We start from the raw sequence: 22,969 nt of genomic DNA on the forward strand, positions 1-22,969 counted from the left end.
CCACCACCAGCCCTGACGCGCGCCTTGCCACCACGCCTCCTGGGGGCAACGCATCTCGCAGATTGAATGTGAACAGGCCCAGCCCCGCACAGGGCGGGACTATGCTGATCTTGTGTGTATGCGTGCTGCGAAAGATTCAGCGGGCGGCGCAGAGCAGATGCCATCGATGCCGCCCGGGTAGTGCTTACTTCAGCTGGGCTTCGGTGTAGTAACCGCTGCCGACCAGGATTTCCTTCCAGTTCGACTTGTCGACCACGACCGGCTTCAACAGGTAGGACGGAACGACCTTCACACCGTTGTTGTAGGTCTTGGTGTCGTTGATCTGGGGCTGCTTGCCACCCAGGACGGCATCGACCATGCCGACCGTGACCTTGGCCAGTTCGCGGGTGTCCTTGAAGATGGTGGAGTACTGCTCGCCACGGATGATGGACTTGACCGAAGGCACTTCTGCATCCTGACCCGAAACGTAGGGGAAGGGTTGTTGCGGCGAACCGTAACCCACGCCGCGCAGCGAGGACAGGATGCCGATGGACAGGCCGTCATACGGCGACAGCACGGCATTGACCTTGGCGTTGGTGTAGAAGGCCGACAGCAGGTTATCCATACGGGCCTGGGCGGTAGCCGGATCCCAGCGCAGGGTCGCGACCTTGTCCATGCCCATCTGCTTGGAGCGCACCACCAGCTTGCCGCTGTCGATGTAGGGCTTCAGGACCGACATGGCGCCGTTGTAGAAGAAGAAGGCGTTGTTGTCGTCCGAGGAACCGCCAAACAGTTCGATGTTGAACGGACCCTTGCCTTCCTTCAGGCCCAGGGCCTTTTCCAACGACTGTGCCTGCAGCACGCCGACCTGGAAGTTGTCGAAGGTGGCGTAGTAGTCGACGTTCTTGGAACCACGGATCAGGCGGTCATAGGCGATGACCTTGACGCCCTTGTCGGCCGCCTTCTGCAGCACGTCGGTCAGGGTGGTGCCGTCGATGGCGGCGATCACCAGCACCTTGGCGCCCTTGGTCAGCATGTTCTCGATCTGGGACAGCTGGTTGGGGATGTCATCTTCGGCGTATTGCAGGTCGGTCTGGTAACCCTTTTCCTTCAGGACCTTGACCATGTTGTTGCCGTCGGCGATCCAGCGTGCCGAGGACTTGGTGGGCATGGCCACGCCGACCAGCGACTTGCTCTGTGCGCTCACCTGTGCGCTGATGGACATCAGGGTCACGCCCAGGCCGAGTGCGATCCCGGTCAATACCGATTTGATTTTCATGCTTCGAGTCTCCAGTCTCTATTTATGGAATGGCGTGTTGTAGTTATTTCTAAAACAGCGCCGCGATTTCTGATGAATGTCATGCAGAGCAACTGTTTTGCGGGCTCTACATTAATTGCTTTACCAATACATTTCTAATGATTTTTTGAGCGTAATGGATATGTTTTTCGGTATAACTCCCTCTATGTAAAGTTATCTTAACTAAGCTTAGAAAATCCCGCCGAAGCCCCGACTGGCGCGGCTTTCGCCGATCCGGCCGGTTTGCCGCGCAGGGCACCCAGGGAAATGATGCGTTGAGCCACGCAAAAGACGAAAAGCAGTGCGCCGATGAAGATCTTGGTCCACCAGGAACTGAGGCTGCCATCGAAGGCAATGAGGGTCTGGATCACGCCAAGGATGAGCACGCCAGTGAGCGTGCCGGCCACGTAACCGTAGCCGCCGGTGAGCAGGGTGCCGCCGATGACCACGGCCGCAATCGCGTCCAGTTCCACGCCCTGCGCATGCAGGCCATAGCCCGACAGCATGTAGAACGAAAACAGCAGACCACCCACCGATGCGCAGAAACCGCTGAAGGCATACACCAAGACCTTGGTGCGCGCCACCGGCAAGCCCATCAGCATGGCCGAGCTTTCGCTGCCACCAATGGCATAGACGGCACGGCCGAAGCGCGTGCCATGCGCCATCCAGATGGCCACGGCCAGCACGATCAGTGCGATCACCACACTGGGCGAGATGAACAGGCCGGCGAACTCGATGCGCGTCTGTGACATCGCCGTGAAGAAGGGATCGTCGATGGTGATGGAATCGATACTGATGAGGTAGCACAGGCCGCGTGCCAGGAACATGCCGGCCAGCGTCACGATGAAAGCCTGCAGCTTGAAGTAGTGGATCATCGCGCCCATGGCCGCGCCGAAGCCTGCGCCCATCAACAGCACCGTGACCATCACCAGCAGCGGGGGCCAGTGCCAGTGCTGCAGCAGGAAGGCCGCCACCATGGTGGTCAGCGCCAGCACCGAACCGACCGACAGGTCGATGCCGCCGGAGAGGATGACAAAGCTCATGCCGATGGCCACCACCAGCAGGAAGGCATTGTCGATGAGCAGGTTCAGCATCACCTGCGGCGACAGGAAACCGTCGTACCCTGCTGCCCCTGCAAGCAGCATGATCACCAGCAACACCACGGTCACAATGGAGGTAAACCACGGCGCATGGGAAGCGCGCCGCAAGGAAGAAACGAGCATCATGATTTGGACATCCTCAACATGCGGCGGAATTGCGGCGACTGCGACAGGCAGACCAGGAACACCACGATGGACTTGACCACCATGTTGACCTCGGGCGGCACCCCCAGCGAATAGATCGTATAGGTCAGGGTCTGGATGATGAGCGCACCGATGACGCTGCCCACCAGGCTGAACTTGCCCCCGGCCAGCGAGGTACCGCCCAGGGTGACGGCCAGGATGGCATCGAGCTCCAGCAGCAGACCGGCATTGTTGGCGTCGGCGCTCTTGATGTTGGACGCGATCATCAGACCCGCCAACCCGGCGCAGGCACTGCAGAACATATAGACGAAGAAGATCAGCGCCGCCGTGCGGATGCCGGCCAGGCGCGAAGCCACCGGATTGATGCCGACCGATTCGATGAACAGGCCCAGGGCGGTCTTCTTCATCAGCAGCGCCAGCAGCAGGAACATGCCGACGGCGATGTAGAGCGAGAATGGCAGGCCGAACAGGTAACCACCGCCGAGGAAGAAGAAGGGCTTGTAGTAGACCGTCACGATCTGGCCATCGGTGAGCAACTGCGCCAATCCGCGCCCGGCCACCATCAGGATCAGCGTGGCGATGATGGGCTGCAGTCCCAGCCCGGCCACCAGCACGCCGTTCCAGGCGCCGCACAGCAATGCCGCGCCCATGGCTGCGGCCAGGGCCCACACCATCGGTACGTTGCTCACATACTCCGGCACACCATTGACCACCACCATCTTGCTGCCGATCAGGATCGCTGCGACCGCGCCTGAAATGGCCACCACCGCGCCCACCGAGATATCCACGCCACGCGTGGCGATGACCAGGGTCATGCCCAGTGCCGCCAGCATCAGCGGCGCGGCACGGTTGACGATATCGATCAGCGCGCCATACAGGTGGCCATCCTTGATCTCCAGCCTGAAGAAGCCCGGCACCAGCAGGAAATCGATCAGCAGCAACAATGCCAGTGCCGCCAGCGGACGTACCAGCGGGTGGCGCAAGAGCGCCGTCCAGCCCGCCCCGCCAGCGTGGGTGGCGGCATCGGGAATCAGTTTGGAATCCATGGAAGCACTCATGCGGCCTCTCCCGCGATGACCTGCAGGACCGTCTGCTCGTCGAGTTCACCACGACGGTATTCTCCACAGGCACGACGGTCGCGCAGCACCAGCATACGGTCGCTGCAGCGCAGGGCCTCGGGAATCTCCGAGGAAATGAAAAGAATGGCCATGCCCTTGCGGCACATGGCGATGACGAAATCCATGATCTCCTGCTTGGCCCGCACATCGATGCCGCGCGTGGGTTCATCCAGGATCAGCATGCCCGGGTCGGTCGCCAGCCAGCGCGCCAGCAAGGCCTTCTGCTGGTTGCCGCCGGACAGCAGGCCGATCGGGGTTTCCAGGTCGGCAGTCTTGATGCCCAGCCATTTCACGTAATCGCTGGCAATCTGGTTCTGGCGCTTGCGCGGCAGTACGCGGAACAGGCCCTGCCTTGCCTGCAGCGCCAGGATGATGTTTTCGCGCACCGACAATTCCAGGATCGCGCCTTCCTTCTTGCGGTCCTCGGAACAGAAGCCGATGCCGGCCGCAATCGCATCGCGCGGCACATTGAGTTTGACGGCGCGACCTTCGATGCGCAGTTGGCCGCTATCGGCGCGGTCGGCGCCAAACAGCAGACGCGCCATCTCGGTCCGTCCCGAGCCCAGCAGGCCGCACAGGCCATACACTTCGCCGCGCCGCAATTCCAGGTCCTGCGGCGCCAATACGCCACGCCGACCGAACCCGTCGGCCTGCAGGAAGACTTCGCCCTGCTCTGCCGCATCGGCCGACAGCCCCGAGGCCAGGGCCTCGGCACCGGCTTCGACCTTGCGATGATCGACTGCGGTCACGCCCACCATCTTGTTGACCAGCTCCAGACGCGACAGGTCGGCGACCAGGTATTCGCCTTCGCGTACCCCATTGCGCAGTACCGTGATGCGGTCCGAAATCTCGTAGGTCTGGTCCAGGAAATGAGTCACGAAGAGAATCGCCATGCCCTGCTCGCGCAGGCGCCGCAGCACCTTGAACAGTTGCTGCACCTCGGCCTCGTCCAGGCTGGAGGTGGGCTCATCCAGGATCAGCACCTTGGCCGATACCGACAGGGCACGCGAGATCGCCACCATCTGCTGGATCGCCAGCGGATAGGACGACAACTGGGCAGCCACATCGATATCGATCTGCAATTGCTGCTGCAGCAGCAGCCTGGCTTGTGCATGGACGCTTTTCCAGTCGATCCGACCGAAGCGCTTGGGATAGCGGCCGATGAAGATATTCTCGGCCACCGACAGATTGGGACACAGATTGACTTCCTGGTAGACCGTGCTGATGCCCAGCGCCTGGGCCTCCAGCGTGGAGGCCGGTGCAATGGCGCGGCCATCCAGTTCGATCCTGCCCTGATCGGGCTCATGCACGCCGGTCAACACCTTGATCAGCGTGGACTTGCCTGCGCCGTTCTGTCCCATCAGGGTATGCACTTCCCCGGGGAACAGCCGCAAGCCGACATCGGTGAGCGCCTTCACGCCCGCGAATGCCTTGTGTACACCACTCAATTCCAGCATGGGACGCGCCTGCGCCCCGACAGACATCGTCATCGCAACTCCATCAAAACCATCGCAACACCTCATGCGCCAGCATGCGCATCAGGTCCGACCCGCCCGACCAGCGACACACCCGCCCTGAATCCCAGGGCGGGTGTGTTGCCTTCATGCCGATCTCAATACTTGCGGTTCGGGAATTCCTTGGCCGCCACTTCGGCCGGGAAGACGCTTTCCTCGGTGGTGATGCGCTTGGGCACTTCCTTGCCGGCCTTGATGTCCTTGGCGATCTGCATCAGTTGCGGACCCAGCAGCGGGCTGCATTCCACGGTCACATTGAGCTTGCCGGCCATCATGGCTTCGAAAGCACCCTTCACGCCGTCGATGGAGATGATGATGATGTCCTTGCCCGGCTTCATGCCGGCCTCTTCGATGGCCTGGATGGCGCCGATGGCCATGTCGTCGTTGTGGGCGTAGAGCACGTTGATCTTCTTGCCCTCGGCCTTGAGGAAGGCTTCCATCACTTCCTTGCCCTTGGCACGGGTGAAGTCGCCGGTCTGCGAGCGGATGATCTTCAGGCGCGGTTCGCCCTTGATGACTTCCTCGAAGCCGGTCTTGCGATCGATCGCCGGGGCCGAGCCGACGGTGCCCTGCAGTTCGACGATATTGATGTCACCTGCCGGCATGGACTTGGCCTTTTCCAGCAGCCAGCGACCGGCGCGACGGCCTTCTTCGACGAAGTCCGAACCGATGAAGGTCACATACAGCGACTTGTCGGTGACGTTGACGGCACGGTCGGTCAGGATGACCGGGATCTTGGCGGCCTTGGCTTCACGCAGCACGGTTTCCCAGCCCGATTCCACCACCGGCGAGAAGGCGATCACGTCCACCTTTTGCGCGATGAAGGAGCGGATCGCCTTGACCTGGTTTTCCTGCTTCTGCTGGGCGTCCGCGAATTTGAGATTGACGCCGGCCTGCTTGGCAGCATCCTTGATGGATACGGTATTGGCGGTGCGCCATTCACTCTCGGCGCCCACCTGGGAAAAGCCCATGGTCAGCGGTTTGTCGGCAGCGAAAGCCGGAAGGCTCATGGCGCTGCTACCCAGGCTCATGCAAATGGCTGCGCCCAGAAGCGCTCTTCTTTTCGAGTTCATTGTCAGTCTCCGTTGGCAGGGAATTGTGGACTTCCCTTTGTTGTATGCGTGGGTTGCGCTGCGCCGGAATGCGTTTGATTTATAAGTATGAAGTCGGGAAGCGGCGCGGTGCGGCTGAAATCCTGGACGACCCTGTACTCCCGGAAGGCCGTGAAGTCCCTGATTCGCGCTCCATATTAGGCAAGCGACCAATAGGTATCCAATGAATTTTTAATGTTTTTCGATACCGTTTCGCACATCGTTGGGGAAAATCGGCCTACCGCTGCACCGCGCCGGCGCATGCCCGCAGGTGCTGCAGCGGGCAGCAGGCGCCGCGCAATTTTGATATCGTTTGCGATGTTTTTTTCATTATTCCCTATCGGAGGGCGGTGATAGCATCAGCCAGATTTTTTTAGAAGCGCAAGCCTGAAGACCGAGCGCGAATCCACGTGAGCCCACTCCTTCTTCCTGCCGACGACTTCGCTGTCCCCACGACGGGACGCCGCACCACCGCAACGCTGATGCGCGCCGCACTCCATAACAAGATAAGAGACACCATGCCATCCCGAGCAACCGATGCCAACCGCGCAGGCTCCAAGGGGCTGCCGGAAATCCATACCCTGCAATCAGGGCGTCAGCGTCTGCACGTGCTCCCCGCGCTGGGCGGGGCATTGGCCGGGTGGGAATGGCAGCGCGAGCGCAAGTGGCTGCCGCTGCTGCGCCCCTGGAGCGCCGACCCGGCGGCCCTCTACGCGACGGCCTGCTTCCCGCTGCTGCCCTGGTCCAACCGCATCACCGGCGGCGGTTTCGATTTCGATGGCAAGCATTACCCGCTGCAGCCCAACCGCGCTGGCGAACCGTTTCCCATCCATGGCGACAGCTGGCGCCAGGCCTGGAGCATCGTGGCCCAGAGCGAAGACCGCATGACCCTGGAGCTGGACTCGGCGCGCTGCGACGGCAATCCCTATGTCTATCATGCGCGCCAGGTGCTGACGCTGCGCGAGAATGCACTGGAGATCGAATTGCGGGTGACCAATACCGGCGAAGAGACCCTGCCCTATGGCCTGGGCCTGCATCCCTACTTCCTGCACGACGCTCACACCCGTCTGCAGTTCCGCGCACGCGGCGTATGGCTGTCCGGACCTGATCGCATCCCCACCGGTTTCAGCCGCCAGTTGCCGGCCGGCTGGGACTACAACCGCCCGGCGCTGTTGCAGGGCGGCCTGATCGATAACTGCTTTGAGGGCTGGGACGGCCTGGCCATGATCGAAGACCCCACCCGCGGCCTGCGCCTGCAGATGCACACCACTGACCGCAGCGGTTACGTGCTGATGTTCCGGCCCAATGGCCTGCCGTACTTCTGCCTGGAGCCGGTGACCCATCCCGTCGATGCCTTCCACCAGCCCAACCAGCCCGGCCTGATCGCGCTGGCCCCGGGCGAAGACATGGTGCTGCTGACCCGCTTCACGGTCTGCGACATCGCCCAGGAACAGGCACGCAGCGAAACGAACCATACCAGCCTGGCGCGCTGACGCCCGGCACCGAACATGACGACCCACCAAGATATCCAAACAGACTGCGCCCTGATCGCCCTCGACTGGGGTACTTCCTCGCTGCGCTGCTACCGCTTCGACCGCAACGGCCAGGTGATCGAGCGCCGCGCTCATCCCTGGGGCATCATGAACCTGCCCGCCGTGGAGCATGGTGAGGACGCGCACGCGCCCTACCGCGTCGCGCTGCAAGCCGCCTGCGGCGACTGGCTGGAGGCTGCACCGCAGGCGCCGCTGATTGCCGCCGGCATGGTCGGCAGCAAGCAGGGCTGGCGCGAAGCCGCCTACCTGAACGTGCCGCTCTCGCCCGACCTGATCGGCAGCAAGCTGACCGAGGTCGATACCGGCCTGGGCCGTCCGCTGTGGATCGTGCCGGGCCTACTGCAGGCCTCGACCCTGCCCAACGTGATGCGCGGCGAGGAAACCCAGGTCATCGGCGCCCTGCAGACACGCCATGAGCGCGAGCTGCTGATCGGCCTGCCTGGCACCCATTCGAAGTGGGTGCGCGTGGTCGCTGGCCGCATCGAGCATTTCGACACCTTCATGACCGGCGAGGTCTACGGCGCCCTGTGCGCCCACACCATCCTCGGTCGCACCATGCACAAGCCCGATGCCGCCGATGATGCCGCCTTCCTGCGTGGGGCGCGCGTGGCGCTGGGGCCGGAAGGCAAGAGCGGTGTGCTCTCCAACATCTTCAGCAGCCGCACCCTCGGGCTGACCGGCGAACTGGCAGCCGAGGCACAGCCGGACTACCTGTCGGGCCTGTTGATCGGCCATGAACTGGCCGCCCTGAAAACCCTGTACCCGGCCCAGGCGCCGGCCATCGTCCTGATCGGTGACGCCGGTCTGTGCCGCCGCTACCAGCTGGCACTGGACCTGTTCGGTCTGGGACCGGTCAGCCAGGCCGACGCCGCCACCGAAGTCGGCCTGTGGGTGCTGGCACGCCACGCCGGACTGGTCGCCTGAGGCCAAGGTCGTCACCATCAACCGCATCACGGAAGAAAACATGCAACTCCAGACCCAACGATTCAACGACGCCCTGCGCAACACCGGCATGATCGCCATCCTGCGCGGCGTGCGTAATGCCGAGGCCGAAGCCATCGGCGCAGCCCTCTATGACAGCGGCTTTCGCATCATCGAAGTCCCGCTCAATTCGCCCGACCCGCTGGTGAGCATCAGCGCCCTGCGCAAGAGCCTGCCGGCCGACTGCATCGTCGGCGCCGGCACGGTCCTCAAGCCCGCGCAGGTACAGCAGGTCAAGGATGCCGGTGGCGAACTGATCGTCATGCCCCACAGCGATGGCGCCGTCATCCGCACAGCCCGTGATGCCGGCCTCTACAGCGCACCGGGCGTGGCCACCGTGACCGAGGCCTTTGCCGCCCTGGACAACGGTGCCGACGTACTCAAGATGTTCCCGGCCGAACAGCTCGGCCCCCAGGTGGTCAAGGCCTGGCGTGCCGTCATCTCGCGCGACATCTCGCTGCTGCCGGTGGGCGGCATCACGCCCGAGGGCATGGCGGTGTTCCGCGCAGCCGGCGCATCGGGCTTCGGCCTGGGCTCGGCCCTGTACACCCCGGGCCTGTCGGCCGAGGAAGTGCGCCAGCGCGCCGTCGCCTTCGTCACCGCATGGAAGGCGCTGGGCTGAGCGCGCGCCTGCCGGCCCAGGACATTCATCGTTGCAACCGATCGCACGCCGATCATTTTTCACCTGAACAGATTAAACGCATAACCGGACAGAACAATGAAAATCACCAAGATCACTACCTTCATCGTGCCGCCGCGCTGGTGCTTCCTCAAGATCGAGACTGACGAAGGCATCGTCGGCTGGGGCGAGCCCATCGTCGAAGGTCGCGCCCATAGCGTCTCGGCCGCCGTGGACGAACTGGCCGACTACCTGATCGGCAAGGACCCGCGCAATATCGAAGACCACTGGACGGTGCTCTATCGCGGTGGTTTCTACCGTGGCGGCGCCATCCACATGAGCGCCCTGGCCGGTATCGACCAGGCCCTGTGGGATATCAAGGGCAAGGCCCTGGGTGTACCGGTACACCAGTTGCTGGGTGGCGCAGTGCGTGACTCCATCCGCGTGTATTCCTGGATCGGCGGCGACCGGCCGGCCGATACGGCTGCGGCGGCCAAGAATGCGGTGGCACGCGGCTTCACCGCCGTGAAGATGAACGGTACCGAAGAACTGCAATTCATCGACAGCCACGACAAGATCGAACTGACCCTGGCCAACGTCCAGGCCGTGCGCGAAGCGGTCGGCCCCAACGTGGGCATCGGAGTGGACTTCCACGGCCGCGTACACAAGCCCATGGCCAAGGTATTGATCAAGGAACTGGAGCCGTACAAGCTGATGTTCATCGAAGAGCCGGTGCTGTCGGAGAACTACGAGGCCCTCAAGGAAATCGCCCACCTGACCTCGACCCCGATCGCCCTGGGTGAACGCCTGTATTCGCGCTGGGACTTCAAGCGCATCCTCTCCGAAGGTTACGTGGACATCATCCAGCCCGATGTCTCGCACGCCGGCGGCATCACCGAGACCCGCAAGATCGCCATGATGGCCGAGGCCTACGACGTGGCGCTGGCGCTGCACTGCCCGCTGGGTCCGATCGCCCTGGCCTCCTGCCTGCAGGTGGACGCCGGCAGCTACAACGCCTTCATCCAGGAACAGAGCCTGGGCATCCACTACAACGAAAGCAACGACTTGCTCGACTACATCCGCGACAAGAACGTGTTTTCCTACGAAGACGGCTACGTCAAGATCCCGCAAGGCCCGGGCCTGGGCATCGAGATCAACGAAGAATATGTCCGTCAGCGCGCCGAAGTCGGCCACCGCTGGCGCAACCCGATCTGGCGCCACAAGGACGGCAGCTTTGCCGAGTGGTAATAAGCCAAAACCTCCTCCTCGGTAGTCCCTCAGCCCGGTCCGGCGCAAGCTGGCTGGGCTTTTTTTCGGCCGCACTGCTGACGTAGACGCGTAGATTCATCTGCTGAATCGATGGAGTTGATCTGAATATTCCATTTAACAGATGAATCAAATACTGGCAAAGTCACGCTTTTTGATTTTTTCCACAGGTTTTTATGACGCTAGGCACCTCCTCTTCCCCTGCCGAATCCGTCCACAGCCGTAACGCCACCCGCGCCACGATGGCGCAGTTCTTCGTCAACGGCGCCACCTTCGCCACCTGGGGCGTGCTGATTCCCTCGGTGAAGGAGCGTTTCGCGCTGTCCGACGCGGTGCTGTCGCTGGCCATGCTGGCCGTGGCCGGGGGCGCGCTGCTGACCATGGGCCAGTCTGGCAAGTGGATCGCGCGCGTCGGTAGCGCCCGTGCCCTGCGCCAGGTCGGCATCCTGTATGCGGCCACGCTGTTGCTGATCCCGCTGGCACCCCAGTTCTGGATGCTGGTGGCGCTGCTGCTGGTGTTCGGCAGCGCCATGGCCGCCTTCGATGTGGCCATGTCGGTACAGGCCGCGCTGGTGGAGGGTCAGCGCACGCGGCCCATCATGTCCACCCTGCACGCCATGTTCAGCATCGGCGGCATCGCCGGCTCGGCGCTGGGCGCCCTGCCCGGGCTGTCTCCGCTGGCCCATGCGGCGCTGGTCGGGTCCGGCACACTGGCAGTGGCTTTGTCCATCGGCCCCTTCGCCCTGCCCGACGCCACGCATGACGAGACCACGGGCGCTGGCGGGGCCGATGGCCGGGCGCGCCGCATGGTACTGGTGCTGGGTGGCATCGCCTTCCTGGCGCTGGTGTGTGAAGGCGGCATGTATGACTGGGCGGCGGTGTACATGCGCGACGTGGCGCAGTCGCCGGCGGCCTGGGTCAGCTACAGCTATGCGGCGTTTTCCACCGGCATGGCGGCCGGACGGCTGACTGGCGACCGCATCCGTGCCCGCATCGGCGGCCTGCGCACCCTGGCCTGGAGCGGTGCGGCCGGTGCCGCCGGCATCGCCCTGGCGGCGGCCTGGCCGGTACCCCTGGCCACCATGGCCGGGCTGCTGCTGGCGGGCCTGGGCATTGCCAACCTGATGCCGATCTTCTTCCTGGCTGCGGCCCGGGTACCGGGCGTGGCGGCCGCCGAGAGCATTGCCGCCGTGGCCCGCTTCGCCTATGTGGGCATGCTGCTGGGGCCGGTCTTCATCGGTGGCGTGGCCGAACATCTGGGCTTGCGGGTGAGCTTCGTGGGCGTATCGCTGGTGATGGTGGTGGTGGCACTGTTCGGCGGCAAGGCGGTACGGCGTTTCATCTGAGGGGCTGCCCGGCCGGCATGCTAAGGTGGCGGTCCCTGCCGGCTGACACGGGGCACCATCGCGATGTGCTGCCCGCCTTACCGGCCTACCCATTGCCACTGAATCAGGATGACGCAAACCATGAGCCCCGCCCCTGCTGCACTAAGGATCGACAACATCGAATTCAACGTCACCGACATCGCCCGCAGCAAGACTTTCTACGGCAGCGTATTCGGCTGGACCTTCACCGACTATGGCCCGACCTACACCGAATTCAGCGACGGCCGCCTCAAGGGTGGCTTCACCACCGGCGAAGCGGTGCGTCCGGGCGGCCCACTGGTGATCCTCTACGGTGACGACCTGGATGCCATCCAGGACCGCTTGCTGGCGGCCGGTGCCACCATCACCCGCCCTACCTTCTCCTTCCCGGGCGGCAGGCGCTTCCATTTCAGCGACCTGGATGGTTATGAACTGGCGGTCTGGTGCGCCGGATAAATTCCCTGCAGCAGTAGCGTTCAAGTACCACGAAGTGCAGGCAGGAAAGGCCGGTCAAGTCACGCCCGCCCCTGCTCCCGGGCCTGTTCCATCAGCAATTCAAGAAACGCCGCCGGTGCTGCGTCGAGCACCGGTGCGCCATTGCGGGCGGCACCCTTGTGGGTGACCACCAGCTCCCAGCACAGCTCCACGCCGCGCAGGTTGACCGTGGCCAGCTTGCCCCGGCGCGAGCGCACCACGTCGCGCGGCAACAGCGCCACGCCCAGTCCGTGCACCACCAGGTCCAGCAAGGTCACCAGATCGCTGACCTCGAAGGCCAGGCGGCGGCGCAGGCCGGCTTCGGCAAAGCCGCGATCCACCAGAGCCCGCGTACCCAGGCCAGTCTCGAAATCGACGAAATCCTCGCCGGCCAGTTGTTCCAGTGTCACCGAGCGCGCCTTGGCCAGGCGATGGGTCGGGGTGCAGGCCAGCACCAGGTCTTCGCAGGCGATGATATGACTCTGCAGGCCTTCGCCGCTTTCTTCGATGGGCAGAACGGCCAGGTCCAGCTGGCGCGAAGCCACCTTCTCGTTCAACTCGCCCGCCGCGCCCTGGCACAGCCGGACCTCCACCGCAGGATGACGACGATGGAAGCGTGCCAGCACGGCCGGCAGGTCGACGAAGGAAGGCAGGCTCTGCACCGTGCCGATGGACAGGCGGCCGCGTCGCATGGCATTGACATCGGCCACATCGGTGGCGCCCTGCTCCAGCGCACCCAATGCGCGTCGGGCGCTGTCGAGGAAGGCTTCGCCGGCCGCAGTCAGTTCGACCCGGCGCGTGGTCCGCACGAACAGCGGTGCGGCCAGTTCCTCTTCCAGCAGGCGGATGGAAGACGACAGCGCCGATTGCACGATATGGCAGCGCGAAGCGGCCCGGGTAAAACTCTTTTCTTCCGCCAGCGCCACGAATTGGCGCAGTTGCCTCAGTTCCATATGGCCTCTGGTGAAAATCCTGTTGAGAAAATCTGCTGTTGAGAGAATCTGGTTTATCTGTGAAATGGATGGATCAAGTACAAACTATCGATTTTACCCATAAGTGAATGAGACCAGGCCGGGGGTCGAAAATACCCATTACTTGTCGAAAAATCCCGACGATCGCGCAAACCGAGGCGGGCGGCGCACGAGACGGATAAAATACACGGCCGAACGACCGCCACGCAGCGCGTGGCACACCGAGATCAGACAAGCATGAGAAAAGTGAAGCTGCGCAGCGCCGCAGAAATCGCCCAGGCCCGCGTGGCCGGGCAACTGGCGGCCGAAGTGCTGCACATCGTGGCCGAGCACGTCCGGGCCGGGGTGAGTACCGACGAACTGGACCGCATCTGCCACGACCATATCGTCAACGTGCAAAAGGCCACGCCGGCCAATGTGGGCTATCACGGTTTCCCCAAGACCATCTGCAGTTCCGTCAACGAAGTGATCTGCCATGGCATTCCCGGTGGCCAGGTGCTGAAGGATGGCGACATCATCAACATCGACGTGGCCGTGATCAAGGACGGCTGGTATGGCGACTGCAGCCGCATGTATTTCGTGGGTTCGCCCAATGCCACGGCGCGCAAGCTGGTCAACACCACCTATGAGGCGATGTGCGCGGGCATCCGCGCGGTGCGCCCGGGCGCCACGCTGGGCGATGTCGGCCATGCCATCCAGACGGTGGCGCAGCGGGATGGTTTTTCCGTGGTACGGGAATATTGCGGCCATGGCATCGGCACCGTCTATCACGACGAACCGCAGGTGCTGCACTACGGCCAGCGCAATGCCGGCCTGCCACTCAAGGAAGGCATGATCTTCACCATCGAACCGATGTTGAATGCCGGCAAGCGCCATACACAGCAACTGGACGACGGCTGGACCGTGGTGACCGCCGACGGTTCGTTGTCGGCGCAGTGGGAACACATGGTGGTGGTCACGGCCAAGGGCTATGAAATCCTCACACCCTGGCCAGAGGGCAGCGGAGGCTACCCGGCCATTGCCACGCGCAGCTGAGATCCATCCAGGACGGTTTGCAGCCGCCCGAAAAATAAATTTTCGCGGGACTGCATCCGTTCGGGCGCCTGGTGGGTAGTACTCATGTCAGCAGGAAAAGCTGATCGTGGTACGACCCATTTCAAGAACTTACAGGAGCCCATCATGCAACATTCCATCCCGTCCATCCCCTTCTCGCGTCACCTGTCCGCCCTGCGCCCCGTCCTGGGCCGGACCGCCACCGTCGCTGCCGCCGCGGCCAGCCTCACGCTGGCGGCCTGCGCACCGATGTCGACCATGTATTCGCAGGACAGCCTGCCCGACGCCGTCAAGGTACCGGCCGGCAACAAGGTGGTGCTGCAGACGGTGGGCGCGGGCGAAATCCTCTATGAATGCCGCCCCAAGAAGGACATGCCCGGCCAGTTCGAATGGACCTTCGTCGGCCCGGATGCGGTGTTGAAGGACCGTAGTGGCATGCAGGTCGGTCGCTACTATGGACCGCCGGCCACCTGGGAGAGCAGCGACGGCTCCAAGGTGACCGCGACCCAGGTGGCGGTGGCACCGGCCGGCACCGGCAATATCCCGTACCAGCTGGTGAAGGCCAATCCGGCCACCGGCATGGGTGCGATGACGCAGACCACCTACATCCAGCGGGTCGCCACCAGGGGTGGCGTGGCGCCGGCCGAGGCCTGCGACATGAGCAAGGCCGGTGCCAAGCAGAAGGTGGGCTACCAGGCCGATTATATTTTCTGGAAAGCCAACTAAGTCAGGCGCTGGCGTCGCTATAATCGACTCCATCCCGGCCGGATGTTCCGGCCGGGCAACAAGCGCCCGGATCCTTTCGCGTGACAGACGCCCCTGCTTTCGCCCCTGCTTTCGACCATGAAGCCACCCTCCTCGCCTGCGCCGCTGGTGAGCGCGGGGCATTGCAGAGGCTGTACCAGCAGGAGGGGCGCTATCTGCTGGGCGTGGCGCTGCGTATCGTACGCGACCGAGCGCTGGCGGAGGACGTGCTGCACGACGCCTTCCTCAATATCTGGACCCGCGCCGCCAGCTTCGACCCCTCGCGGGGTGCAGCGCGCGGCTGGATCTTCACGGTGGTGCGCCATACGGCGCTGAACCGCCTGCGCGCCCTGCAGCACGAGGTCAATGCCGGCGACGATCTGGAAGAACTGGCCGACCACCATGAGCCCGCCGTCCAGGCGCCCGAGTGGCAGGCCGATCTCGGCCGGCTGGAAGACTGCCTGGGGCAGTTGAGCGAAGCCAAGCGCGCCAGCATCGTCTACGCCTATGTCGATGGCTGCACCCACACCGAAATCGCCGAACGCCTCAAGGCGCCACTGGGATCGGTCAAGGCATGGATCAAGCGGGGCCTGGCCGCGCTGCGGGAGTGCATCGGATGAACGAATCACACGACGAACTGCAATGGCTGGCTGGCCAGTATGTGCTGGGCACGCTGGACCTGGCACAGCGCCAGGCGGTGGAACGACGCCTGCCGCAAGAGCCTGCCCTGCGCGCCGCGGTCGATGCATGGGAAGCCAGATTGCATCCACTGACCGCACTGGCGCCGCCTGAACAACCTTCGCCGGGCCTGTGGCAGCGGATCGAACGCAGCCTGCCGATGCCGGCGCCGGTGCGCCGCCAGGGCGGCTGGCGACAATGGTGGGAGAGCGTCAATTTCTGGCGCTGGAGCACCGCTGGGGCGCTGACCTGCTCGGTCTTGCTGGCGCTGCTGGTACTGCGTGCCGAGCCGCCGGGTCCTGCACCATCCTTCATGGTGGTACTGGTCGCGCCCCAGGACAAGGCTCCGGGCTGGGTAGTCCAGACCGGCGGCAGTGGGCGCCTGAATCTGATCCCTCTGGGCGTGGCTACCATCCCGCAGGAAAAGGCCCTGCAGTTCTGGACCAAAGGCGCCAACTGGAGCGCACCGGTATCGCTGGGGCTGGTCCAGCCCGGCAGGACGCAGCAGGTGGCGCTGGAGAAACTGCCCCCGCTGCAGGCCGATCAACTTTTCGAAATCACCCTGGAACCCGACACCGGCTCGCCCACCGGACGACCGACCGGCCCCATCCTCTATATCGGACGCGCCGTGAAGGTCACGTCCTGAACCTCACCGTGGATGTCACAAAAAGGGGGAATCACGGGGAGATGACGGAAAAATGGGGGAGGAATGGCGAGAATTGAGTCCGATACGCATCAGCGAGGGGGCAGGTTCCTATCGCCGGCCGGGAAATCGAAGCGAAATCCGATTCAAAACAACAGCCTGCGAAAAAAACCAAATAAGTCATAACGGATTTAAATTAAGCTTGCGCCAGGGATAGTTATTTTTTAATCAATGAATCGCAAAGTCTTCCGTCGCGTGTCGGCATGGAAAATCCTGCTCTGGGCCTGTCTTGGCATGCTCATCGGGCTGGTCCTGGCACAGCTTGCGCTGACCGTTTCGGAGCTGCGCCACATCGACGCCTCGTCGCTGCAGGCCCTGCAGCGCGCCGAAGATGCGGCACGCGCCACGGGGGATGCGCTGCGTCGGGCCGAGGCCAGCCCGTTCCAGCATTGCTCGGACGACGACCTGGCGGTGCTGCGCAATATCGCCTACGCCAACAGCTATGTGGCCGATCTCGGACGCGTCGACCAGGGCATGGTGCGCTGTACCGCGCTATGGGGCCAGCTGGCTGAGCCGTTTGTGCTGCCGGAGCCGCTTTACCAGGCCGGCCGCGGCTTCAAGATCTGGCTGGGGCAGGCCATCGTGCACACTCACGCCCCCAGCAACGTGGTCGGCCTGCAGCGCAGCCTGGCCCTTACCGCACCGACCACCTTCGATCTCAATCGCTTCTATCAGGATGTCTCGCTGCGCATCACCAACGCAGACGGCACGCACGTGCTGGTTGAGCGCGAAGGCATGCGCTACAACCCGGACGGTGCCATCGGGCTGCTGCCGGGGATCGACGTGACCCACTGCAATGCCGATCTGGCGCTGTGCGCACAGGCATCGGCGCGCCTGCACTGGTACCCGGTACTCTATCCGCGAGGACTCATTGCGCTGCTGGCCGGCAGCTTCGTCGCCGGCGCCCTGGCCTGCCTGCTCCACCTGCGCAGCCGGCGCCACCAGGGGGTGCTGGACCGGCTGCGGCATGGCATTGCCAACGATGAAATCGTGCTGTTGTACCAGCCCATCGTCTGCATCAACGATCTGAGCCTGAAGGGCTATGAAGCGCTTGCCCGCTGGCGCCCGGCCGATGAGCCGGAAATCGGCCCCGATATCTTCGTGCCGCTGGCGGTGCAGAATCGGCTCTGCACGGCCCTGGCCAAGGTCGTCCTCGCGCGCGCATTGCGCGAGATGCAGGAGCTGCTGCTGGCCAATCCCGATCTCATCCTGGCGATCAATACCGAAGTTGCCGACATCGAAGACGCCAACTTCATCCGCTTCGCACTGGACCTCACCGCCAACCAAGCGGCCCTGCGCCGGCAATTGCACCTGGAGGTGACCGAGCGCGCCGATATCCGCTCCGATGCCTTCACCCACAATATCGAATTGCTGAGGCGGGCCGGCTTTGCGATCTGGATCGACGACTTCGGCACGGGCAGCGCCAATCTCTCACACCTTTCCTACGCCCGCTTCGACGGCATCAAGATCGACCGGCTGTTCACCAGTGCGCTGAGTACCGGTTCGCCGCTGCGTTCGGTGGTGCCCAACCTGCTGCGCCTGGCCGGCGAACTGGATCTGCAGGTGGTCATCGAAGGCATCGAGACCGACGAGCAACTGCAGCTCATTCGCGGCATCGCCCCCGACATCCACGCCCAGGGCTGGTTGTTCAGCAAGGCGCTGGAACTGGATGAAGTGCTGCAGCAGCGCCCGCCGGAAGCCGCCAACGAACTGGGACTGGCGGCCTGACCGCCCGCGGCGCTCACCACGGCCGGCTATAGGGCATAGGGCGCCAGAGCCCGCCTGACCAGCGTTCGGGCGTCGCCATCATCCTTCAATCCCAGTTGCCGTGCGCGACAGTCATCGAGCACGGGATATCTGCCGAAGATCGCTTCCACACCTTCCTGCGGTGCATAGCGCACCAGCGCATGGCCGTCCACGCCATACAGCGTCGACAGCGTGTCCACCAGTTCGCCCATGGAGAGCCGCAGCACCGGCAAGGCCCAGCAGCGTTCGCGATGACCTTCGGTATCCAGCGTCGGGTCCATGGTGGCGGCATGCAGCAGATTCCCGGCGCAACACTGCGCCGACATCCACCAGGCGGTAGCCTGCGGGCCGACCGGCAGCGTCACCGGGGCGCCGGCAGCCAGTGCATGCAGCAGTTCGCTCATGAAGGCCGAGACCAGTCCGGAGGCGGCGCGGGGGCGTGCCACGATACCCGGCAGCCGCAAGGAACGACCATCGAGCTGGCCGCGACGCGTGGCGTCGGCCAGCAGAATTTCGCAGGCGCGCTTGTGGGCGCCATAGACCAGTGCCGGCTGCGCGGGCGTGGACGGGGTGACCGGGTCGGGCAAGGGTGTGCCATAGACGGCGATGGTGCTGGCATACACCACCACCGGCGCAGCGCCCGCTGCCGGCCTGGCCGCCAGCACCTCGAACAGGTCGAGGGTGGCATCCAGGTTGACGCGACGGCTCAATGCGGGATCCGCCTCGGCCGCCCCGCCGGGCACAGCGGCCAGGTGAAAGCAGAGATCAGCGCCGAAACGGGAGATGCGCTCCAGCACCGCAGCATCCTGCAGCTCGCCTTCGATGCGCACGATGTCAGCCGACGTGGGCGGCAAGTGCCGATCCATGGCGGCCAGCTGCGTGATGCGCTGCGCCCCGGCCTGCCCCACCTGCTGCAGCAGTTGCATCAGGGTCGCGCCGATGAAACCGCCGGCACCGGTAACCAATACCTTCATGGCGCCTGCACCACGCGCTGCTGCAGGATGCCGAAGGGACCTTCGCGGCCGTCGGCGTAGCGGGCCTGCATGCGCACCTCGTCACCGAAACGCATGAAACCGGTGCGGATCTCGCCCAGGTCGATCTTTTCGATCACGCGGCGCTCGGCGATGCAGGCGGAGCCAGCGGCGCGCGCCACATTGGAGACAGTCCCCGAACCGATGATGCAGCCAGCGGTGAGGCGACGACTGTGCGCGGCATGCGCGATCAGCTCGCCGAAGGAGAAATTCATCTCGCCGCCATGTGGCTGGCCGAAGTCCACGCCGTTCCATTGCACCTGCAGATGCATCTGCACCCTGCCGTCGCGCCATGCCTCACCCAGTTCGTCGGGGGTGACCGCGATGGGTGCGAAGGCGGTGGAAGGCTTAGCCTGCAGGAAGCCGAAGCCGGTCTTCATCTCATGCGGGCCGAGCGCGCGCAGGCTCCAGTCGTTGAGCTGCAGTACCAGGCGCACGGCCTGCTGCGCCTGTTGCGGGCTGGCGCCCATGGCCACCGGACCGACCACCACACCGAACTCGCCTTCGAAATCGATGCCTTCGGATTCCGAACACAGGGGCACATCCTGATGCGGGCCAAGGAAGTCATCACTGGCGCCCTGGTACATCACCGGCACCGTATCGAAATGCGGGATCGGGGGCGTCTTGAAGGCTTCTTCCATCAGCCTGCCGTGGTTGAGGAAAGCCGAGGCATCCAGCCATTGCGGCGCGCGCGGCAGTGGCGCCATGCACTGCCGGGGGTCGAAGGCGATGGCTCCCTCCACCTGAGCTCCGTTGAGGGCCCTGTAGCACGCTTCCAGGGGCGCACGCACGTCCTCCCAGCGCGCCATGGCATCGATCAGGGTGGCAGCGATCTGCGGCACCGGCAGGGCACTGCGCCAATCCCGCGCCACCAGGACCAGGGTGCCATCGGCGCTGCCGTCATGCAGGGTGGCAAACTTCATGGCTTATCCCCCCGACCGAGTTGCGCGGCGATGGCCGGGTCATAGCGGCCATCCACCAGAATGAAGAGCATGCGGCAAGGCTTGCCCGAGCGATTGGCCCAGGCGTGGTTGGTGCCACGCTGCACGACCACGCTGCCGGGCTTGAGGTCAACTTCGCCACGCTCCAGCACCAGGGTCATCTCTCCTTCGATGACGATGCCATAGTCCACCGATTCGGTCCGGTGCATCAGCGGATGGGGCGAGTCGGCCTGCACCGTGGAGGCAGCGGCTTCGCCGATCTGGCTGAAGGCGTCGTGCATCCTGCTGCTGGCACTGGCCAGGAATTCTTCGGTGTCGGGCGGAATATCGACGAAGCGCATGCGCGTGCCATGCGCCGGGGGCGAGAGCACCAGAGCGCCCAGGGTGGGATCAGGGCCGTTGTCCACGGGCACGGGCGTGGCGCCGGTACTCCAGACTTCATGGAACAGCGTGCCGGGAATGGCGGCCACTTCCACCACCGTCGGTAGCAGACCCTCAGTGCTGACGATGGAATGGCCTTGCGCATCGTGGCCGGTGACCACGCGGTAGATGGGAGGAAAATTCATCCGGGTTCCTTCAGGAAGCGTCAAAGATCGCCACCGCCCGTGTCCAGCCGGCGCTGGCGCCCCGGATCTTGTGCGGGAAGCAGCTGATGGTGAAACCGTGTGGTGGCAGGGCTTCCAGGTTGTGCAACTTTTCCAGATGGCAGTAGCCGATGTCGCGACCGGCCTTGTGGCCTTCCCAGATCAGGGACTTGTCGCCGGTCTCGGCCACCCGCTGGGCGGTGTAGGAAAACGGTGCATCCCAGCTCCAGGCATCGGTGCCGGTCAGGCGCACGCCACGTTCGAGCAGGTACATGGTGGCTTCATAGCCCATGCCGCAACCGGCGCCGAGATAGTCGCGATGACCATAGCGCGATCCGGCGCGGGTGTTGACCACCACGATGTCCAGCGGCTGCAGCACATGACCGATGCGCTTGAGTTCGGCTTCGACGTCGGCGGCGCTGGCGACGTAGCCATCCGGGAAGTGGCGAAAGTCCAGCTTCACACCCGGCTGGAAACACCATTCCAGCGGCACTTCATCGATGGTGATCGAAGGACGTGCACCGCCATTCTTGGCATCCTGGGTGGAATGGAAGTGCCAGGGTGCATCCAGGTGGGTGCCGTTGTGGGTGGTCAGGGTGACCCATTCGGCCGCTGCCGCCTCGCCATCGGGATAATCCTCGGGCCGGGTGCCGGGCAGCATGGCCATGAATTCGGGCAAGGTGTCGGCATGCTTCTGGTAGGTGATCTTGGGCGCCAGCGGCGGTGGATCGGAGAGCACGTCGTTTTCGAGATAGATGGACAGGTCGACGAAACGATGTCGGCGACGCGCCTGCAGGGATGCGGTCATGCCAGGGCCTCCTGGGGTTGGATGGCGGCTGCGCGCGGCAGCCGCGAGAAACAGAACGATGCGGCCAGGCCCAGCACCACGGCCACCGGACCCAGGCTGGCGTAGCTCCAGCCCTGCACCAGCGTGCCGCCAAGGATGGGACCGATGGCCGCGCCCGTCATCAGCATGGCGGGGGTGGCAGCCATGGCGCGGCCACCGCGGTCCAGCCGGGCCATGAGGCCGAAGGCGAAGGTGTGGGTAAAGATCATCACGGCGGCAAATACCGAGGTGGCAGCGGCATAGGGCAGGAAGCGCGCAGACGACATGATCACCACCACCAGCAGCGCCTGGACCAGTGGGCCGGCCATCAGCACGCTGCGGGCGGGCAGGCGTTTTTCCAGCAGGGCCGCCAGCGGTGCCGGCAAGAGATTGACGAAGCCCAGCGCGATGAGTACGCCGGTCACCGCCTGCAGGCCGAAGCCACGATCACTGCCGACACGTTCCAGGAAACTGAAGGTCATGGATTGCACCAGACCCATGCAGGCGATGCCGGCGATACCAAACCAGACCTGGCGTGGCACCGGCTGCCGGGGAGCGGCGACGCGCGCCGTGCTGTCCGTCTCGGCACGCGGAAAAGCCAGGGCACAGGCCAGCGCGCCCACGGCCATCACGCCGGCGAAGAGATAGAACAGCGCAGGGCCACCCAGGCTGGCGATGATCGGCGGCGCACTGCCCAGGAACACGATGGCGAACACGCCCAGCGCGATACCCACCAGCGCAAAGCCGCGATGCGGATTGCTGCCGCGCGCGAGGGTGCCATGCGTGACACTCAGGGATAGCCCGGTCGTGACGCCGCACACCGCATGCAGCAAGGCCAGCAGCAGGTAGTGCTGGGTCTGCGCAGCCACGGTGAACAGCAGCGCCGAGAGCGCGAAGCCGATGGCCGCCTTCCAGCGCGCGGTATCCGGATCGAAGCGCGGTGCCAGCCAGGCGCTGGCCAACACGGCGCCGCCCAGGAACAACGAGGCCAGCAGGCCGGCCTGGCGGGGATCGAAGTGGTAGTGCGCCACCAGCGTGCCGACCCAGACCGGCAGCGCGACCAGGTCGATCATGCCGGCGCAGTGCGCCAGCATCAGCGCAGCCAGGGCGCGCTTGGAATAGGTCGTGATCATCTTGTCTCCTCGCGTCGTACGCGGATTGCAAAGCCGTTCATGGTTTCTATTTTTTATGG

Annotated in this window: 22 protein-coding genes; 11 read left to right on the top strand and 11 right to left on the bottom strand. The window is 64.2% G+C overall.

Annotated features, from left to right (window positions below; genetic code table 11):
• Nucleotides 1-184 precede the first annotated feature (184 nt).
• From chvE to HFRIS_RS19320, 5 genes are all read right to left on the bottom strand, one after another.
• Entirely contained in the window at nucleotides 185-1,258 is a 1,074-nt protein-coding gene (gene chvE / locus HFRIS_RS19300; protein ID WP_006713070.1) for a multiple monosaccharide ABC transporter substrate-binding protein, read from the bottom strand.
• 197 nt (nucleotides 1,259-1,455) lie between these two features.
• A complete protein-coding gene (gene yjfF, locus HFRIS_RS19305) occupies nucleotides 1,456-2,502 on the bottom strand; it encodes a galactofuranose ABC transporter, permease protein YjfF (protein WP_006713071.1) in 1,047 nt (348 codons plus the stop codon).
• The gene (locus HFRIS_RS19310; protein ID WP_039876527.1) at nucleotides 2,499-3,578 is read right to left on the bottom strand and encodes an ABC transporter permease; all 1,080 of its coding nucleotides are present in this window, start codon (nucleotides 3,576-3,578) and stop codon (nucleotides 2,499-2,501) included. The genes yjfF and HFRIS_RS19310 overlap by 4 nt, the downstream gene beginning before the upstream one ends.
• Nucleotides 3,575-5,128 carry a sugar ABC transporter ATP-binding protein gene (locus HFRIS_RS19315; protein ID WP_039876529.1) on the bottom strand — a complete coding sequence of 518 codons (1,554 nt, stop codon included), beginning with the start codon at nucleotides 5,126-5,128 and terminating at the stop codon, nucleotides 3,575-3,577. The genes HFRIS_RS19310 and HFRIS_RS19315 overlap by 4 nt, the downstream gene beginning before the upstream one ends.
• Nucleotides 5,129-5,250: 122 nt before the next feature.
• Nucleotides 5,251-6,225 carry an ABC transporter substrate-binding protein gene (locus tag HFRIS_RS19320; protein WP_039876531.1) on the bottom strand — a complete coding sequence of 325 codons (975 nt, stop codon included), beginning with the start codon at nucleotides 6,223-6,225 and terminating at the stop codon, nucleotides 5,251-5,253.
• A gap of 536 nt (nucleotides 6,226-6,761) precedes the next feature.
• Between HFRIS_RS19320 and HFRIS_RS19325 the strand changes: the two genes are divergently transcribed.
• The 6 genes from HFRIS_RS19325 to HFRIS_RS19350 all read left to right on the top strand — a co-directional run bounded on the left by HFRIS_RS19325 (nucleotide 6,762) and on the right by HFRIS_RS19350 (nucleotide 12,482).
• Nucleotides 6,762-7,736 carry an aldose 1-epimerase gene (locus HFRIS_RS19325; RefSeq protein ID WP_006713075.1) on the top strand — a complete coding sequence of 325 codons (975 nt, stop codon included), beginning with the start codon at nucleotides 6,762-6,764 and terminating at the stop codon, nucleotides 7,734-7,736.
• Nucleotides 7,737-7,751: 15 nt separating this feature from the next.
• Complete coding sequence (locus tag HFRIS_RS19330; RefSeq protein ID WP_006713077.1) at nucleotides 7,752-8,720, top strand: 2-dehydro-3-deoxygalactonokinase; 969 nt, start codon at nucleotides 7,752-7,754, stop codon at nucleotides 8,718-8,720.
• Nucleotides 8,721-8,760: 40 nt separating this feature from the next.
• On the top strand, nucleotides 8,761-9,399 hold the full coding sequence (locus tag HFRIS_RS19335) for a 2-dehydro-3-deoxy-6-phosphogalactonate aldolase (RefSeq protein ID WP_006713079.1): 639 nt from the start codon (nucleotides 8,761-8,763) through the stop codon (nucleotides 9,397-9,399).
• A gap of 96 nt (nucleotides 9,400-9,495) precedes the next feature.
• Nucleotides 9,496-10,644: a galactonate dehydratase gene (gene dgoD / locus HFRIS_RS19340; protein WP_006713081.1), complete on the top strand. Its 1,149-nt coding sequence runs from the start codon at nucleotides 9,496-9,498 to the stop codon at nucleotides 10,642-10,644.
• A 194-nt stretch (nucleotides 10,645-10,838) separates the two neighbouring features.
• Nucleotides 10,839-12,008, top strand: coding sequence for an MFS transporter (locus tag HFRIS_RS19345; protein ID WP_039876534.1), 1,170 nt, complete (start codon nucleotides 10,839-10,841; stop codon nucleotides 12,006-12,008).
• 120 nt (nucleotides 12,009-12,128) lie between these two features.
• Nucleotides 12,129-12,482, top strand: a complete 354-nt coding sequence (locus tag HFRIS_RS19350; RefSeq protein ID WP_006713084.1) for a VOC family protein — start codon at nucleotides 12,129-12,131, stop codon at nucleotides 12,480-12,482.
• Between the two features lie 59 nt (nucleotides 12,483-12,541).
• Here HFRIS_RS19350 and HFRIS_RS19355 read toward each other — a convergent pair whose 3' ends face one another.
• On the bottom strand, nucleotides 12,542-13,453 hold the full coding sequence (locus HFRIS_RS19355; RefSeq protein ID WP_006713087.1) for a LysR family transcriptional regulator: 912 nt from the start codon (nucleotides 13,451-13,453) through the stop codon (nucleotides 12,542-12,544).
• A gap of 255 nt (nucleotides 13,454-13,708) precedes the next feature.
• On the opposite strand from HFRIS_RS19355, the gene map reads away from it, so the two are divergent.
• From map to HFRIS_RS19380, 5 genes are all read left to right on the top strand, one after another.
• Nucleotides 13,709-14,506: a type I methionyl aminopeptidase gene (gene map / locus HFRIS_RS19360; protein ID WP_006713089.1), complete on the top strand. Its 798-nt coding sequence runs from the start codon at nucleotides 13,709-13,711 to the stop codon at nucleotides 14,504-14,506.
• 267 nt (nucleotides 14,507-14,773) lie between these two features.
• Nucleotides 14,774-15,250: a DUF3455 domain-containing protein gene (locus tag HFRIS_RS19365; protein WP_233207608.1), complete on the top strand. Its 477-nt coding sequence runs from the start codon at nucleotides 14,774-14,776 to the stop codon at nucleotides 15,248-15,250.
• Nucleotides 15,251-15,330: 80 nt separating this feature from the next.
• On the top strand, nucleotides 15,331-15,888 hold the full coding sequence (locus HFRIS_RS19370; RefSeq protein ID WP_039876538.1) for a sigma-70 family RNA polymerase sigma factor: 558 nt from the start codon (nucleotides 15,331-15,333) through the stop codon (nucleotides 15,886-15,888).
• A complete protein-coding gene (locus HFRIS_RS19375) occupies nucleotides 15,885-16,592 on the top strand; it encodes an anti-sigma factor (RefSeq protein ID WP_006713093.1) in 708 nt (235 codons plus the stop codon). Before HFRIS_RS19370 ends, HFRIS_RS19375 begins: the two co-directional genes overlap by 4 nt.
• A 228-nt stretch (nucleotides 16,593-16,820) precedes the next feature.
• The gene (locus HFRIS_RS19380; protein WP_006713094.1) at nucleotides 16,821-18,377 is read left to right on the top strand and encodes an EAL domain-containing protein; all 1,557 of its coding nucleotides are present in this window, start codon (nucleotides 16,821-16,823) and stop codon (nucleotides 18,375-18,377) included.
• A 26-nt stretch (nucleotides 18,378-18,403) separates the two neighbouring features.
• Here the strand turns inward: HFRIS_RS19380 and HFRIS_RS19385 are convergent, their stop codons facing one another.
• The 5 genes from HFRIS_RS19385 to HFRIS_RS19405 are packed head-to-tail and all read right to left on the bottom strand — an operon-like array spanning nucleotide 18,404 to nucleotide 22,910.
• Complete coding sequence (locus HFRIS_RS19385; RefSeq protein WP_006713095.1) at nucleotides 18,404-19,369, bottom strand: NAD-dependent epimerase/dehydratase family protein; 966 nt, start codon at nucleotides 19,367-19,369, stop codon at nucleotides 18,404-18,406.
• Nucleotides 19,366-20,349: a fumarylacetoacetate hydrolase family protein gene (locus HFRIS_RS19390; RefSeq protein WP_006713096.1), complete on the bottom strand. Its 984-nt coding sequence runs from the start codon at nucleotides 20,347-20,349 to the stop codon at nucleotides 19,366-19,368. Before HFRIS_RS19390 ends, HFRIS_RS19385 begins: the two co-directional genes overlap by 4 nt.
• A complete protein-coding gene (locus HFRIS_RS19395) occupies nucleotides 20,346-20,933 on the bottom strand; it encodes a cupin domain-containing protein (protein WP_006713098.1) in 588 nt (195 codons plus the stop codon). Before HFRIS_RS19395 ends, HFRIS_RS19390 begins: the two co-directional genes overlap by 4 nt.
• 10 nt (nucleotides 20,934-20,943) lie before the next feature.
• Entirely contained in the window at nucleotides 20,944-21,759 is an 816-nt protein-coding gene (locus tag HFRIS_RS19400; RefSeq protein ID WP_006713100.1) for a cyclase family protein, read from the bottom strand.
• Complete coding sequence (locus tag HFRIS_RS19405; RefSeq protein ID WP_006713102.1) at nucleotides 21,756-22,910, bottom strand: MFS transporter; 1,155 nt, start codon at nucleotides 22,908-22,910, stop codon at nucleotides 21,756-21,758. The genes HFRIS_RS19400 and HFRIS_RS19405 overlap by 4 nt, the downstream gene beginning before the upstream one ends.
• Nucleotides 22,911-22,969: the final 59 nt, after the last annotated feature.

The sequence above is a fragment of the Herbaspirillum frisingense GSF30 genome (genome assembly GCF_000300975.2).
Classification (GTDB): Bacteria; Pseudomonadota; Gammaproteobacteria; order Burkholderiales; family Burkholderiaceae_D; genus Herbaspirillum; species Herbaspirillum frisingense.